Raw genomic sequence first — 17,685 nt, forward strand, 5'->3', positions numbered from 1 at the left:
CTAACCAAAATTAGAGTCATGAAAATACCTTTACTTCCTTTTATGTTATGCCTTGCAGTAAATCTGGCATTTGGACAGACCGTGTCTAATACTCTTACTTCGACAAATGATGAACTACCAGTATATAATCTGTATTATTTGAGCAAATACATAACCTCGGAAAACTTAAGTTCTCCACAAATAAGTAAAGTTTACGCTTCGTTAATTTCTTCCATATCTGCAACTAAAGCTGATTCCTTAGTTTTAAATTATAGTCCCCCCCAGAAAACAGAGGAAACAAACTATATTGGTGCTTTTCTATATAATGATAGAATTCAGCGCGAACTAATAAAAAAAAATATCATTTCAAAATTTAGCGTTTATGACTTTTCTGATTATGATAAAATTGCTAGTTTGACTGATAGACTAATTTCTCTTGAAGAAAAAAGCAAAGAAATAAGGGCTGGGAAATCAGCAAATGATAGTATTAAAATTAAGATTTCTTTATTAAACACTTATAAAACTCATCTAGAAGCACAAGACACTAGCTCTTTAAGCATTTTGGATGCTGAAAATAAAATTTTCTTGGAGAAGGTACAAATCAACCAACTATCTAGTTCTAAAAAGATTGAACAAGAAATTGCTAGACTAAAAATACTAACCGATGAGTATAACACAAAACACCAGCAATTCAATAAAAACGTATATGAATACGCTGATATGTATGCTTTGAAATATGATAAAACATTTCATATTGAATTAAAAAATCTTACTAATCCTGACATTACAAATTCAGAAAAAGAAATTCATATTAATTCAATGATACAGACCGCTGAACAGCGGGCAGGCACTCCAACATATAGTCTACCCTCAGAATCTGACATGATTAACGCTATGGCTATCTTTTTAGCAAAAAGGGCACAGCAGGAAACTGCAATTTGGTTTATGGACAAAATCCGTGAAAACATGAAAAACCCACTTATTTATGAAGCCTTTCCAGAGACAATCAGATTGATCGAAAACTTAGAAGACTTTAAAACTCCTAACTTCAGTGTGGCTTGGCGTTATGCAATCGCCTCCGATTTTGTTAAAATGCCTATAAATCTAGCAAACAGCAGCTGGGTTAAAAATTTTATTCTTGAAAATAATTTCAAAAAGACAGAACTTCTTCTTACATCGACAACTTTCGGTTATGATATCAACCGCCTAGTGGCAGAAAAGTACAACTATAGAGATATCATCCGTTACTTTTACACCAACCCTTATTATGATTTTCTAGAAAGGGGTAATGAAAATCAAATGAAGGAATTGCTTAAAAACTCTATTTCTATTTTATACATTATTACAAATGAACTTTTTGCGATAGACTTAGTAAATGGAGAGAAAAACTACAGATTGTTATCTTATGAAGAAATTAGCGGAATGACTCAAATACAATGGCGCACGCTAGGACAGTTAATCCAACTTAAATACGGCAATGAAAAATTCGCAAGTTTTTTCAATGATGAATTTAATGAATGCAAAGAACCGTTGTCCAAATGGGTAGGTAATTTGTTATTATCTCTTAGTCAATTTGACAAAGTGAATAAAGATTACCAAAAAACACTAGAAAAAAAAGAAAATGGACAAAATGACAACTTTTATAATGTATGGCAAAATACACTTCAGATTATCGATAATTTAGATTATAGGCAATATCTAAGCACAGATATAAGCCCTAATAAAGATACTATTGAAATATTAAAACAGGGCATTTCTATTTATGAGAACATTCAAAACAAAAATTATTCAGAAGCCATTCATAAAACTTTGGAAATGATTGATAAAATAAAAATAACTGATAAAGTTAATACTCATTTACAAATGTATTATGATGCTACACAATTTAATTATAAAGATGGAGAATTTTATTTTGCAATTTCTGGCGTTAAATATTACTTGAAAAACAAACCTGAAAATCAAAATTTGTACATGGTCAGAAATCAAACGGATACTATCTGTGTATTGCAAAATTTTGCACGAATAAGAACCTTTCTCAAATTCATTGAACCAAACAAAAAAAACAGTAACGACGAACTTATCAAAACTATAGCTCCAGATTTTAACACAACCATTGCTCAATTGTCCGAATCCCTAAAAATTAAAAACTCAACCGTTCTTTTTATGCTGAAAGCCTTTGTTTTAATGGAAGATAATAAACAAAAAAATGGAGATCTAGACAGCCAAAAATTATTGAACTCACTGATTAGACAGCAATTCAGCTTTGTTCCAAACACCAAGATAAATAATGAACAGGAACGCATTAAACTTAAGTACCAAGATAAGCTTCTCAAACTTACTGCTTTTTTCGGAGATATCTTAGCTACTAAAAACGCGGATGATCTTGCAAATGTTATTGACTCCCACGCACTACCGCCTACCTCTTATAAACTTAAACGAAGAGTTTCAAGATCAATTGATCTAAATGGTTACGTAGGAATTCAAGGTTCCCGTATTTGGGCTAAAGCTTCAACTTCTTTAGAAACACAATATACTGTAGGCATTACTGCTCCAATTGGCTTTGCTTATACTTGGTCAAACTTAAAAAACAATAAACCAGACAATTGGGGTTTTACCATCGATATTATTGACTTAGGTAATATTGTAAACCATTATTTAGTGAATTCAAATGAATACTATTCCAAAGATGTCCATTTCTCTGAAGTATTTAGCCCGGCCGCTAGTTTTATGTATGCATTACGCAAAACACCATTTGTCGTTTTTGCCGGCTGTAAGCTCCTTCCTTTGAAAACTTCAAGCATCACAGAATCAGATGGTTCTGTCAAGCTTTTGAATGAAAGAGCTTTTGATGCTACTATTTTTAGCGTTGGTATTAAAATTGATATACCGCTTGTTAATTTGTGGTCAACAGTACTGTAGCTACATCCGGGGAGTGAACCAAATTCTCGGCTGATTTATTTCGATTGCTTTTTCATAAAAAAATAACTATCTGTGTAAAATTAGTGATATAAGCTTTTTTCATCCTAAAAAATTAATCAAATCATAAGCATGCATAGAATAAAAAAAAACTACTTTTTAAAAAATTCTATATTAGAACTTTAAACAAAAAACATCCCCATCAAATTCATGATGGGGATCATTTTCTATTTTCTGCTATTTAATAAATTGGATAATAAATCCTCCTTTTGGAGCCAAGCTATATTTCCAGTTTGAAGTTACAGGATAAGTCTCTACTTTAAATTCCATTAACTTATCGTTTCCTTCAGAAATAATTCTGAATTTTGAAAAACCTTTTCCGTATTTTTTCAGATCAATTGTTATCGGCTGATTTGCATTAGTCCCATTAATACCAACAACATAAGAAAGATTATCTTTTTGGCGTGACAATACTAACGCCTTACCTGGCTCACCAATAATGCACTCTGTTTTATCCCAAGTTGCAGGCATTTCTTTTAGCAAATTCTTCAATGCATTCGGGAGTGAATTGAAAACTTCTTCCGAATCGGCAAAATGGATAATTCCCGAAGTATAAATCATTGCCATAGCCAATTCATGTGCAGCTGTATTTAAACGAGTATATTTTCTAAAAGTTAAAGCAAATGGTGTGTAATCAGCTGGTCCTGCTACATTTCTTGTAAACGGCAGCACCGTATTTTGTTCTGCTGCTTTTTCAGGAAATCTTGGCTCATAAAAATAACTTTCAGTTCCTAAAATTGCTTCTGCTGTTACAAAATTAGGCCATGTTCTATGCCAGCCTCTTGGAACTGTCGTTCCGTGCAAGTTTACCAACAGATGTTCTTTTGCCGCATCTTCAAAAACCCCTTGTAAAGCAGCCATAACTTCTTGCCTATCTGAACACCAGAAGTCAATTTTTACACCTTTTATTCCCATTTTAGATAATTCCTGAAATCTCTTTTTTCTCTTTTCTGGATCAAAGTATTCCGCTGAAAATCCCCATACTAATGGCTGAACTCCTTTAGACAATGCATAATCGACAATTTTCCCTTCTTTGTTCGCTTTTTCCCATCCTGCATCGAAAAGTGTATATTTAAAACCGAATGAAGCCGAAACGTCAGTAAATTTGTTATACATTTCAGGAGTAAAATCTTCTGGATGTGACCACCACGACCAAGCCGCTTTTCCTGTTTCAATCCAAGAAGTATCTGTAATTTTAGAAGCTGGAGCCAAATCGGTAATCATAGTCGATAATAAAATATCTCCTGCTTTGTCGCCAATCATAATTACTCTCCAAGGCATTGTCCAAGGTAAGTTTGATTCAGCATATGCAATTCCTTTATCAGCTAAAGGCAGTGTGAATTTTTCATCATTTTTAGCAAAAGCTATTCTGTAAATTCCGTCTTTAGAATCTGGATCTAAATGACAGCCCGGAAACGAACCGTCTGTTCCTGATTCTGCAATTAAAACCCAATTTTTAGTTTCATTAACATTAAAAAGCGCGGGCATACACCAACCTACAGATTCACCTCTTGCACCGTTTATAGGATCTCCAGGTTTGACATTAATATAAAAATCTTCATAACCTGGCGTATAATCTCCTGCTTTGTTATAAGGCTGTAACCATCCTTTTGCATTCTGAGCTATATGAAAACCAGTCAATTCATTTTTAAGTATTCTAGTTTGTTTTTCCTGCTCCAGAAACTTATATCTAAAAGCAACACCTTCTTGACCTGCAATTAAATCTATTGTCATTAAAGCGCCTTTGCTATTTTTGAATGTAATACTTTTGCTTCTAAAAACATGATCTGCAACTTTGTTATTGGCAACTTTAAGTTCGTATTTTTCGCGCTTTTCTTCAATTGGCGAAACTTTTACAACAGATAGCCCTGCAGTAAAATCATTGTTCTCGAAATTTAATCCAAGAGGCGAATCTAAAATTATCGCTTGGTCTTTGCGAGTAACTTTATAAGACAATTTCCCGTCTTGGCTTAAAGACAGTTCAATCTTATTTTGATTGTCCTTAGACTTTAAAGAAAGTTCTTCATTTTGAGCGACACAACTTGTCAGTATAAAAAATACTGCGGGTATCAGCATACTTAAAGATCGGTTAAGAAACATTTTTTTCATTTATATAATTATTAGAGGTGATAGTTCTTTTTTTTTATTGGATTACATCAAAAGCATAAATAATAGTTTCTTGATAAACTTGTCCAGATTGGAATATCGTATTCGGAAAATGTTCATGATTAGGACTGTCAGGATAATACTGGCATTCTAAACAGAGCCCGTCAAACGAACTGTATAATTTATTATGTTCTCCAACAATATTGCAGTTCAAATAATCTCCAGTATATAATTGCACTCCTGGATAAGAGGTGTAAACACGCATCATTCTTCCTGATTTTTCTTCCAACAATTCGCAGACAGGTTTTTCATTAACACTATCTCTATCTAAAACATAATAGAGATTTAATCCTTTTTCTTGCATTATATCAGCTAGTCTATTATTCAAAAACAAATATCCATCAGCTGGTATAATCTTTCCTGTCGGGATATAATCGGCTGTACTTTCCAGAATTTTTGATGCCTTAACGCTTAATCTATGATTGACTATTTTGTCTTGGCAAGCAGATAAATTAAAATAAGAATGATTAGTAAAGTTTAATGGAGTTGATTCATCGGCTTCTGCCAAAAATTCAATTTTGAGCTCGTTTTTATCCGTCCATTTATAGGTCACTTTTGTTTTCAAATTCCCCGGAAAACCTCCTTCTCCATTTTTACTTTCAAGAGAAAAAATTACGGCATCTTCTTCTACAATAAAATCAAATACTTTGTTATTAAATCCAGCTGAACCACTATGATTATTGTTTTCACCATCGTTTTTATCGAGATGATAGATTTTATTTTCGATAGAAAATGCCGCATTGCTAATTCTATTGGCAAAACGCCCGACAGTTGCTCCTATATAAGATTGATCTTTTACATAACCTTCTAAAGTTGGAAATCCTAAAACCACATTTTCTTTGTTCCCAACTTTATCTGACACTACTATGGATTTTACTATGGCACCATAATTAATAAGTTCGACATAATTGCCGTGACTATTTGTGATCTGAAATTTGAAAATTTCTTTTTCACCATGCCAGCCAAAAGACTCACAAACAATATTATTTGTAGGATTCATATAGTTTTACAAAAAGGTTAAAATCTGAAGTGTTAGTATAGAATTTCAAATTTAGTTTTGATTATTGTTCTCAAAATGGACATTTTTTTTGAAAGCATGGATTAAATTATGATATTTGAAAAACTAGATCTGAAAAAATGAAAAACACATCTCAAAAGGAAAAAATAAAAGTTAAAGAAGGTTTTTTAGGACAGCGTATGATTGTGATTCCTAAAAATATACTTTCCATAATCAAAAAAACACCTTTGATTTCAGGTTTATATTTTACTGATATTGGTGTTTTTCCTAACGCAAGTCACCACTCTATGAAGCGAAAGCATGGAAGCAAACAATACATTTTGATTTATTGCTACAAAGGAGAAGGCATCATTAGCAAAGAAAACAAAACTATTACGCTCAAAGCCAACACCTTTTACATTATTCCGCCAGAGGTTGCACATGATTATTATGCCTTAAAACAAAATCCGTGGAGCATTTACTGGATTCACTTCACTGGCACTCAAGCATCTCACTTTTACGATAAATTCATTACCGAATATCCAGATACAGCCCCTCAGTTATCTCTTGAAGAAAGACGCATAGAGTTGTTTGACAATATATTGGATGTAATGGAAGATGGTTACAGTTCTAGTAATCTCGAATTTGCAAATCTTTCTTTATGGCAGCTTCTGAATACATTTTTGTATGAGAAATTTTTTATTCAAAAAAATCGAAAATTTTCAGAGGATAATACTATTGAATCGGCAATTGATTACATGAAAAAACATCTTGATCTTTCCTTAAAAATTAATGATGTTGCCGCTTATTTCAACTATTCTCCTTCTCATTTTTTCACCTTATTTAAGAAGCAGACTGGTTACTCTCCTATACATTATTTCAATTATCTCAAAATGCAGAAAGCCTGCCAATATCTCAGTTTTACCACTATGAGCATAAAAGAAATCAGTTTTAATTTAGGTTTTAATGACCCTTTATATTTCTCTCGTTTATTCAAGAAAATAATGAGCACTTCACCTATTCAATATCGCACGGAATACAAGCAGTAACGCAAATGTTTTCGTATTTTAAAACATACTGCCATAAAATCAGACTATAATCCATCTATTCAAAAAAAATATCCATAAATCTAAGGTTCCGATTCCGCTAATTTTACAAAAGCTATTAAAACCTTTTTATGAAAAATTACAATTATACCTTTTTACTATCGATTAGTCTGGTTGCAGCACTGGGTGGTTTACTCTTTGGCTATGACTGGGTTGTTATTGGCGGAGCAAAACCATTTTACGAAATTTACTTTGGCATTTCAGACTCTCCTGCTCTTCAGGGCTGGGCAATGAGTAGCGCCCTTGTTGGCTGTGTGGCTGGTGCCGCTGTTGCAGGAAAACTAGCCGACACATACGGAAGACGTCCTTTGCTTATTGTCGCTGCCGTATTATTCTCCTTATCTGCAATTGGAACAGGAGCTTCAGAAACTTTCAACATATTTATTATATGGCGTATTATTGGAGGAGTCGGAATTGGAGTTGCCTCTACTATTTCACCTTTATACATTGCCGAAATTGCACCTCAGGAAACCAGAGGACTTTTTGTATCCATAAATCAGCTTACAGTAGTTATTGGTATTCTTGCAGCACAGATTACCAATATGCTAATCACAGAAGTGATTCCAACTGGTTATTCTCACGAACAAATTCTTGCGTCTTGGAACGGACAAACTGGATGGCGATGGATGTTTTGGGCAGGATTTTTTCCAGCTGTGCTTTTCTTCATTTTAATGTTTTTAATTCCAGAAAGTCCAAGATATTTGGCTAAAAAAGACAGCCAAAATTCGGCAGAAGATACTCTTGCTAAAATTGGTGGAGTTTCTTATGCAAAAGAAGAACTTTCAAAAATTAAAGAAAGCTTTACACACGAGAGCGAAAAAACCGATTTCAAAATATTATTCGACAAAAAAGCATTCTCGATCTTATTTATTGGAATTATACTGGCTGCCTTCCAGCAGTGGTGCGGTATTAATATTATATTCAATTATGCTCAAGAAATCTTTGTCTCAGCTGGTTACAGCATCAATGATCTCTTCATGAACATTGTGATAACAGGAAGCATTAATTTAGTTTTCACTTTAGTTGCTATGGGAACTGTAGACAAATTAGGCCGCAAAAAATTAATGTTATTTGGTTCTGGAGCACTTGCTGTTATTTATGCTTTACTAGGATATTTTTATTACACCAGCGTTACTGGATTCCCATTGCTTTTATTGGTATTATTAGCCATTGCTATTTACGCCATGTCCCTCGCTCCTATTACCTGGGTTATTTTATCTGAAATTTTCCCTAACCGAATCAGAGGTGTTGCAATGTCTGTTGCCACATTTGCACTCTGGATTGCATCTGCACTTTTGGTACAAACGTTTCCAATCTTCAACGAATACTTAGGCACATCTGGAACTTTCTGGATCTACGGAATTATCTGTGCCTTAGGATTTTTGTTTGTATCTAAAAAACTTCCTGAAACCAAAAATAAAAGTCTCGAAGAGATTGAAAAACTAATGGCTTCTGATAAAGAATCGAAGAATATTCAATAATTTAAATTTCATTACATCATGCAAAAAGTAAATGTTTGGAAGGAAAAAATAATCCTGCCAACTTATGAGGTGGGCAAACCTGAAAAAAATCCTGTATTTATTGAGAAAAGAGTTTATCAGGGAAGTAACGGATCTGTATATCCTTATCCAGTTATTGAAAAAATCGCTGACGAAAAAACCAACAAAGAATACCAAGCCGTTTACCTTGAAAACGAGTTTGTTAAAATAATGATTTTGCCTGAATTGGGCGGACGTGTTCATATGGCGTATGACAAAACCAAAGAACGTCATTTTGTGTATTACAATCAGGTTGTAAAACCTGCACTTGTTGGACTTACAGGCCCTTGGATTTCTGGCGGAATTGAGTTTAACTGGCCTCAGCACCATAGACCAACCACTTTTGATCCTGTTGATTTTAAAATCGAAGAACATGAAGACGGAAGCGCAACCGTTTGGTGCAGTGAAGTCGAGCGTATGTTTAGAACAAAAGGTATGGCTGGTTTTAGATTATATCCTGACAAAGCTTACTTGGAAATCAAAGCACAATTGTACAATAGAACATCATTCCCACAGACTTTTTTATGGTGGGCCAATCCTGCAGTTAAAGTAAACGACGATTATCAGTCGGTTTTTCCGCCAGATGTAAATGCTGTTTTTGATCATGGCAAACGCGATGTTTCCTCTTTCCCAATTGCAAAAGGAACCTATTACAAAGTAGATTATTCTCCAGGAACTGATATTTCCCGTTATAAAAATATTCCGGTTCCTACCTCTTATATGGCAATTGCCTCTAAGTATAATTTTGTGGGCGGTTACGAAAATGATTCAAAAGGCGGATTACTTCATGTTGCCAATCATCACGTTTCGCCAGGAAAAAAACAATGGACTTGGGGACACGGCGATTTCGGGCGCGCGTGGGATCGCAATCTTACGGATGAAGATGGTCCGTATATCGAATTGATGTGTGGTGTATATACTGATAATCAGCCTGATTTTACGTGGATTATGCCTGGTGAACAAAAGGAATTTACGCAATATTTTATGCCGTACCGCGATTTGGGTATCGTTAAAAATGCTACCAAAAATGCCATGGTTAATTTGGAAAGCATAGACAATAAATTAGTAATTAAAGCTTATACAACAGGCGTTTATCCTAAAACAACTGTTACTTTAAAAAATAATGATGTTGTTTTGTTACAAAAACAATACGACGCTTCTCCGAACAATTCATTTGAAGAAACTATTGATTTTGCGAATGTTTCTTTAGAAGGCTTATCGATTTCTGTAACCGACGCAGATAACAAAGTTTTAGTTGACTGGATTTACGAAGGACAAAATGAAGATGAAATTCCAGAAGCTGCCAAACCTGCAATTGCTCCTGAAAACATCGAAAATAACGAACAGTTGTTCCTGACAGCACAACATTTAGAACAATACAGACACGCTACTTACAGTCCGATTCCTTATTACGAAGAAGCTTTAAAACGTGATTCTGGCGATGTTCGATGTAATAATGCAATAGGATTATGGCTGATGCGAAGAGCAAAATTTGCAGAAAGCGAGCCGTATTTCAGAGCAGCTATCAAAACGCTGACACAGCGAAATCCGAATCCGTATGACGGTGAGGCTTATTTTAATTTGGGACTTTGTCTTAAATATCAAAACAAAAATGAGCAGGCTTATGATGCTTTTTACAAATCAACTTGGAATGCGGCTTGGCAGAATCAAGGTTACTTTTATGTGGCACAACTTGACGCTTTAAAAGGCGATTATGAATTGGCTTTGGAACACATTCAAAAAGCCATTTCAAAAAACACCGAAGATCATAAAGCAGTGCATTTGCAAGCAGCATTTCTTAGAAAGCTAAATCAAAAAGAAAAAGCAATTGAACTGATCAACAGTTATTTAAAAAATGACGGTTTTAATTTTGGTTTATTGTATGAAAAATATCTTTTAAGCAATGATAAAAAGGATTTGGATTATCTAAATGCGCTTATTCGAAATAACATTCATACTTATATCGAATATGCTTTAGACTACAATGCAGCAGGTTTTTATACAGAAGCGGCTTCGTTGTTAAATGAAGGATTAAAAGATGAAAATACGTATCCGTTGGCTTGGTATTTTGCGGGTTCATTTTATGAAAAGTTAAATGATTTCGGTCAAGCCGAAAAATGTTTCAAAATGGCTTCTCAGGCAAAACCGGATTATTGTTTTCCAAATCAGATTGAAGCGGCTTTAGTTCTTTCAGAAGTAATTCAGAAACAGACTAATGACGCGAAAGCTTTGTATTATTTAGGAAACTTTTGGTATGCATCAAAATTTTATGATGATGCGATTTCCTGTTGGGAAAAATCGGTGACAATAGATGATACATTTCCCACTGTTCACAGAAACTTGTCATTGGCTTATTACAATAAATTGAATGATGAGCAAAAAGCACTTACGAGTTTAGAAAAAGCATTTTCTCTAGATATAGAAGATTCCAGAATTTTAATGGAATTAGACCAACTGTACAAACGTTTGAACAGAGATTTGGTTTTCAGACTGGCTTTCTTAGAAAAACATTTAGAATTGGTTATCCAAAGAGATGATGTTTATTTAGAAAGAGCTGCTTTGTACAATCTTTTAGGCAAACATGACAAAGCGCTGACTTTATTGCAAAACCGAAAATTCCATCCGTGGGAAGGCGGTGAAGGAAAAGTGAGCGGACAGTATCTTATTTCTTTAATTGAAATTGCAAAACAACAGATTTCTGAGGGCAATTATGATAAAGCAATTGAACTTTTAGAACAAGCTCAAATTTATCCAGAAAATTTAGGCGAAGGAAAACTACCGGGCGCGCAGGAAAATGATATTCATTACTGGCTTGGAGTTGCTTTCGAAAAGAAAAATAATTTAGAAGAAGCGAATAACTGGTGGCATAAAGCAACTCAAGGATTAGAAGAACCAACAGCAGCGATTTTCTATAATGACCAACAGCCAGATAAAATTTTCTATCAAGGTTTAGCTCATCTAAAATTAAACAATTCAGCCGAAGCCAATAAACGTTTCGAAAAGTTTGTTACTTACGCAGAAAAACATGTAAACGATCATGTTACGATTGATTATTTTGCTGTTTCATTACCCGATTTAATGATTTGGGAAGATGATTTAGACAAGCGAAACAAAATTCACTGTTTGTACATGAAAGGATTAGGTCTTTTAGGTCTTGACAAAAAGGCAACAGCTGAGGAAACTTTTAAAAGTGTGCTTTCTGAAGAGAAAAGCCATTCAGGAGTTACGATTCATTTGTCTTTATTGAAAAACGAAGAATCGGTTTCGATTTAAGTTAGTAACTATTTTTAACAGTAGACCCGACAGTTTTTAAAAACCTGCCGGGTCTTGCTTTTCTTATTCCTGAAAGGTTTTCAAAACCTTGTAGGCATTATATTTTAAATCGAGATAAAAAAGCTAAACCTACAAGGTTTTGAAAACCTTGCAGGATTACTATTCTTGCTTATAACTTCGAAGAAGTTATTTCTTTTAATTCTCCATTTACTTTTACTTTTACTTTTGTTGGTACAGGAGATAATACCTCGTATTGGGTTACTTTTCCTTTTTCCCATTTCATGTTTACAGTAAAATTTCCTTCGGCTTTAAGCCCTTTTACTTCGCCTTCTTTTAACCAAACATCGGGCATTGCAGGCAGTAATTCGATAAATCCAGCGTGGCTTTGTATCAGCATTTCACCAATTCCGGCTGTGGCTCCAAAATTACCGTCAATCTGAAATGGCGGGCCAGCAGAAAGTAAATTTGGATATACTCCGCCTCCTGCTCCATAATTAATATTGGTGGCTAAAGTTGGTCTCAAAATGGTTTTTAATAATTTATACGCTCGGTTACCTTCTTTCAAACGCGACCAAAAAAGCATTTTATAGGCAATTGACCAGCTTGGGCCGTCATCTCCTCTTACTTCCAGTGTTTTCTTTGCTGCTTCAGCAAGATCGGGCGTGCTTTCTGGAGTAATCAATGGTGCTGGATACAGTCCGTATAAATGGGAAACGTGACGATGCTGTGGATCTGGTTCTTTATAAGGTTTTAACCATTCCTGAATTCTTCCGTCAGGCGAAATTATTCCTGATGGCGGTAATAATTTTAATCGTTTTTCCAGTTCGGTTCTTAAATCATTATCCAATCCTAATTTGGAAGAAGCTGCAATTACATTATTGAACAATTCACGAACGATTTGGTTATCAATTGTTGGCCCCATACATACGTGAGCATCCTGACCGTTTTCCGTGAAAAATGAATTCTCAGGCGATACAGATGGTGAAGTTACCAGCCAGCCTGTTTCTGGATCTTTTACCAGCATACTGTTGTAAAACTTCGCTGCTCCTTTTATGATTGGATAAATTTCTGATAGATAATTTTGATCATTGGTATACAAATAATGATTCCATAAATTATTGCACAACCAGCCCGAACCTGCTTTTGCAATTCCCCAAGAGGCACTTTCGCCTGGTTCTGTAAATCCCCACACATTGGTAATTACGTGAGCTACCCAGCCATCAGCATTGTAATAGGCTTTGGCTGTTTTTTCGCCGTAAGGCACCATTTCTTTAACCAAATCTTTTAGAGGAAGATTTAATTCAGACAGATTTCCTGTTTCCAGAGCCCAATGATTCATCTGAACATTGACATCCAAATGATAATCTCCGTTCCATGGTGTCTGTATCTGATGTGCCCACAATCCTTGCAAATTTGGAGGAAGCAATCCTACTCTTGTACTACTGATGCTTAAATAACGGCCATATTGGTAAAACAAAACTGGAAGTCCTGTATCTGAATCTGGATTTTTCATAAAAGCATCTAAACGCTCATTTGTTGGCAATGTATTTCTTGCTGTTTTGCCAAAATTTAAAGCTACTCGATTAAATAACTTTTGGTAGTTTTGAATATGCGTTTTCTTCTGTTCATCGTATTTTTTCTGCACAGCCGTTTCTAACATTTTATCTACAACAGTTTCAAAATTCTGATTTTTAAAATCTGTTCCTGCAGAAACATAAAGCACGACCTCTGTTGCGTTTTTTACTTCAATTGTATTGTTAGTATATAAAACACTTCCGTCTGCTGTTTTGGCTTTTACTTTGGCTTTATATTTCATTCCTTTTCCGTCAATTCCGTTGTTCAATTGACCTGTCATTACTAAGGAATTGTCACTGTCGTTGATTGTTTTGAAATGTTCCGGTCTGTCTAAGTGAACGGTAAAATTAAGTTTTCCTTTTTTACTTGAAGTCAATTTTACAAAAAGGACATCATCACCAAAACCAGCAAAATATTCACGTTTATACGTTACGCCTTCAATCATAAACTGTGTTGAGGCTAAAGCGGTTTGTAAATCCAGATTTCGTGTATAATTGGTCGCTTTTGATTTGGTTTTATAATCAAAATTCAATGTCATATTTCCTAAAACCTGATAACATCCAAATTGCACATTTGCACCATCTCCACTTCCTGAACCTGGCCCTGTACAGACGAAATTATCATTAATCAATTTTTCGGCATCGCTATTTTTATTAGCCAATAACAATTCTCTTATCTGAGGCAGAAAAGTATAGGCTTTATAATTGTTGGCATCCTGAGAAGAACCGCTCCAAAGTGTAATATCATTTAGAACTAACTTTTCGGTTTCAATTCCGCCGTCGGGCATAATTCCTAAACGGCCATTTCCTAAGGGCAGGGTTTCTTCCCATTGTGAAGCAGGTTTTGTATACCATAACACTAAAGGATTATTTTGCGAATAACCCAAAAGTGGTATTAGTATAAAAAACAGGGCTTTGATTTTTTTGATATTCATGGTTTTATTTTTTAGCCACAGATTACACGGATTTAAATGATTTTTTACTCTGTGATAAATTTTTATTGATTTTAATTAGAACATAATCTATTAAACCTAACAGGTTTTGGAAACCTGTTAGGATAGATCTCTCCATTTAGTTGTTGTATGGTATGGCTTTTATTACTGGTTTTTCTCCATTTTTTAATGCCGATTCTTCAAATTCTATTGTTACTTCTTTGCTTTCGCCTTTCAATAAAGTAAAATAACTGTCACTGATAATTGCTGGCAAAATCTGAGTTCCTGACTTATCATTTATTGGTTGCACATGAATTCCGAAAGCAATTCCAGACGGACTTGAAACTTTGGCTTTTATCACATATTTCCCATTTTGTTTTACCACTTTACTGGAAACATTTACGTTCACTTTTGGCAGTTTATTCAAATCTGTGAAATCTTTCATATTGGTTCCTCTCCAATAGAAGTTCTCGCTGATTAATTTATCTGAAGCATCTTTTAGTTTTAATCGGATGAAATGAACCGGACTTAAATCGGAAGTATCAACATTGGTTTCGGCTCCAAAAATTTTGAAATCGTATAATGAATATCCCCAGCCTGAACCGCGTTTTATTCCTAACATTCGAACGTAACGTCCTTTTGTTTCATCAAATGAAATATTTTGCAGTCCTTGTTTTCCGTCTTTAATCACGCCTACATCTGTCCAGTTTTTGGCGTCAGAACTAATTTGGATTTTGTACTCTTTTCCAAAGGCATTTTCCCAGTTTAAAACTACTCGATTGATAATGAATTCTTTTTCAAGATCTACATAAATCCATTCGTTATCTGTCGAATTACTTGCCCAGCGCGTATTTGAATCTCCGTCTGCAACATCTCTGGTATTTCCTCCATCGGTAGAAGATGCGGTAACATTTTTTTGAAAAGCCAAATCTTTCTGATTGGAATAAAACGGAATTACAAAACTTTCTGTTGCAGTATTCGAATAAGAATCTACAATTGTATTTTGTTTGAATTTTGCTATTTCTTTACCGTCTAAATTATATACAAAAGCTTCTGCTTTTAGGTTTTTAAAATCGGTTCCTGTTGTATTGATTACTTTTACCGAATTGTCTACAGGACTCCACTGAATGTGCATAGGCTCACAAGCCGATTTTACACCCCAATACGCTCCCGTTAAATCATAGTAATAGTCGTAAGTTTGCCAAACCATACTTGGATACGAAGATTGGCTCATCCAGATCATAATACCAGAGGCATCTTCCCACATATGATCCAGCCAGCCTTCATACATGGCTTTATTGGTTTCTATGTTTAACAGTTGAGCTTTTCTAGTATATTCTTCCAAATTATTTGGTTTACCGTAACGTTCTGTGATGCTTTTATCATAATTGTCTGGCGTGGCATTAAATGCTTTTTGTCCAAAGAAATGTTTGTCCCACATATCGTTTCTTGGCCACCAATCTTTTTCTGGAATAAACTTTTTAAAACTTTCGATATTAGGAAAAACGGCTGTACCAATTTCAGATCTTAATCCCCAACTTGGACCGTCGCCCGTTCCTGCATAAGGTTCTGGATATTTTGTAAAATAAAACCTCGGATCTTTATTGCCCCAAAGTCCGCTACCGCTTAAGTTTCCAGTATTCGAACATGGCTGATAATATCTGTCGTTGTTGTCAAACGTTTTAATATTTTCGGCAATCCAGCCATTTAATGGTGGCTGCGGAAGACCTTCATTATTACCGCACCAAATGGCAATACTGGCGTGATTTCTAACGCGTTTTATTTTTTCGATTACATTGCTATTAAAAACATGAATATCCAATGGCAGATTCGGATTGGCATTTAGCCAAAAATCATCCCAGACCATAATGCCGTATTTGTCACAAGCTTCGTAAAACTCTTCGTCTGTTGTTGAACCCAACCAATTACGGATAATATTGTAATTCATTTCTTTGTGAAGTTTTACTTTAAGATCATATTCTTCACCTCTGCAACGAAGCATGTACTCGCTCATACCCCAGTTTCCTCCTTTTAAGAAAACTCGTTTCCCATTTATGGCAATATGCAAAACGCCACCTTCTGTATCGTAAGTATATTTTTTGATTCCAAAAGTTATCTTTTGACTATCCGAAACTACATTTCCAACTTTAAAAGTAAATTGGCAAGTATATAAATTAGGATTGCCATAACCATTTGGCCACCAAAGTTTCGGGTTTTGAATGGAAAGTTCCGGAAACTGTTCTTTTGTCAATTTTACATTCGTGATTCCATCAGCATCTAAACTGATTTTTTTAGAAAAAATAATATTTCCAGGCATAATTAACCCCGTAAGAACTCCTTCCTGATTTTGTCCAGATGTATTTTTTAAGTCTACTTTTATTTCCAGATCTGCGCGTGCATTTGTTGGCAGATTGGTATGAATCCATGGATCTTCAATTGTGACTTTATCGGTATTGGTTAAAAAGACATCGTCGGTAATTCCAGAATTTAATCCCGGAACATAAGGCATCCAATCCCATCCTGCGCTAGAAATGTAAGTTGGACTTCCGTAGTTATTTAATGGCTGTTTCGGAATGCTTACTAAAATGTTTAAGACATTTTTTGCTTTACGGTTTACAAGCTTTGTAATATCAAATTTGCCGCGTTGCATCATTCCGCTTAAAACTGCTATTTTTTTTCCATTAAGGTAAATTTCTCCTTCACGATTTATACCTTCAAAATTGAGCCAAATGATTTCTTTGGAAAAATTTTCTGGAATAGTAAATTCAGAACGATACCAAAAACTGCGATCGTATTTGGATTTATCAACCTTATAGATATTGTCGCCAAAATTGGGATCTTTCTCCAGACCGCTTTCAACATAAGAATTAAAAATGGTACCTGGAACTACTGCTTTTACCCAATCTGAATCGCTGAAATTTGAAGTAAACATTTTAAGGCTGTCTTTTCCTATTTCTGCTTGTGCTTTTACCTTCCAAACAATATCAGAAGAGTTTAGGCTTACTTTATTCTGAGCGTAAAAATTGAACGAAATGGCATTTAAAACAAATAAATAGAGATAAACCTGATAAGTATAAAATTTCATACTGTTATTTGAATGATTAAAAATTATTGAATTATAAGAAATAAGAATGCCATTTTGGA

The 17,685-nt window shown here is 34.6% G+C and carries 8 protein-coding genes; 4 read left to right on the plus strand and 4 right to left on the minus strand.

Annotation, left to right across the window (positions count from 1 at the left end; translation table 11 throughout):
• The first annotated feature begins 18 nt into the window (after window positions 1–18).
• A complete protein-coding gene (locus ACNRYB_RS17400; RefSeq protein WP_473728090.1) occupies window positions 19–2,898 on the plus strand; it encodes a hypothetical protein in 2,880 nt (959 codons plus the stop codon).
• Window positions 2,899–3,132: 234 nt separating this feature from the next.
• Here ACNRYB_RS17400 and ACNRYB_RS17405 read toward each other — a convergent pair whose 3' ends face one another.
• Window positions 3,133–5,064, minus strand: coding sequence for a glycoside hydrolase family 97 protein (locus ACNRYB_RS17405; protein ID WP_473728091.1), 1,932 nt, complete (start codon window positions 5,062–5,064; stop codon window positions 3,133–3,135).
• A gap of 34 nt (window positions 5,065–5,098) precedes the next feature.
• Window positions 5,099–6,121 carry an aldose epimerase family protein gene (locus tag ACNRYB_RS17410; RefSeq protein ID WP_473728092.1) on the minus strand — a complete coding sequence of 341 codons (1,023 nt, stop codon included), beginning with the start codon at window positions 6,119–6,121 and terminating at the stop codon, window positions 5,099–5,101.
• Window positions 6,122–6,258: 137 nt separating this feature from the next.
• On the opposite strand from ACNRYB_RS17410, the gene ACNRYB_RS17415 reads away from it, so the two are divergent.
• From ACNRYB_RS17415 to ACNRYB_RS17425, 3 genes are all read left to right on the plus strand, one after another.
• Window positions 6,259–7,167, plus strand: a complete 909-nt coding sequence (locus ACNRYB_RS17415) for an AraC family transcriptional regulator (RefSeq protein ID WP_473728093.1) — start codon at window positions 6,259–6,261, stop codon at window positions 7,165–7,167.
• A gap of 128 nt (window positions 7,168–7,295) precedes the next feature.
• Window positions 7,296–8,705: a sugar porter family MFS transporter gene (locus ACNRYB_RS17420; protein ID WP_473728094.1), complete on the plus strand. Its 1,410-nt coding sequence runs from the start codon at window positions 7,296–7,298 to the stop codon at window positions 8,703–8,705.
• An 18-nt stretch (window positions 8,706–8,723) separates the two neighbouring features.
• Window positions 8,724–12,035 carry a DUF5107 domain-containing protein gene (locus ACNRYB_RS17425; RefSeq protein ID WP_473728095.1) on the plus strand — a complete coding sequence of 1,104 codons (3,312 nt, stop codon included), beginning with the start codon at window positions 8,724–8,726 and terminating at the stop codon, window positions 12,033–12,035.
• Between the two features lie 169 nt (window positions 12,036–12,204).
• On the opposite strand, the gene ACNRYB_RS17430 is transcribed toward ACNRYB_RS17425, so the two are convergent.
• The gene (locus ACNRYB_RS17430; RefSeq protein WP_473728096.1) at window positions 12,205–14,544 is read right to left on the minus strand and encodes a glycoside hydrolase family 95 protein; all 2,340 of its coding nucleotides are present in this window, start codon (window positions 14,542–14,544) and stop codon (window positions 12,205–12,207) included.
• Window positions 14,545–14,680: 136 nt separating this feature from the next.
• Window positions 14,681–17,626 carry a discoidin domain-containing protein gene (locus ACNRYB_RS17435; protein WP_473728097.1) on the minus strand — a complete coding sequence of 982 codons (2,946 nt, stop codon included), beginning with the start codon at window positions 17,624–17,626 and terminating at the stop codon, window positions 14,681–14,683.
• Window positions 17,627–17,685: the final 59 nt, after the last annotated feature.

The organism is Flavobacterium sp. CR10 (assembly GCF_055814415.1).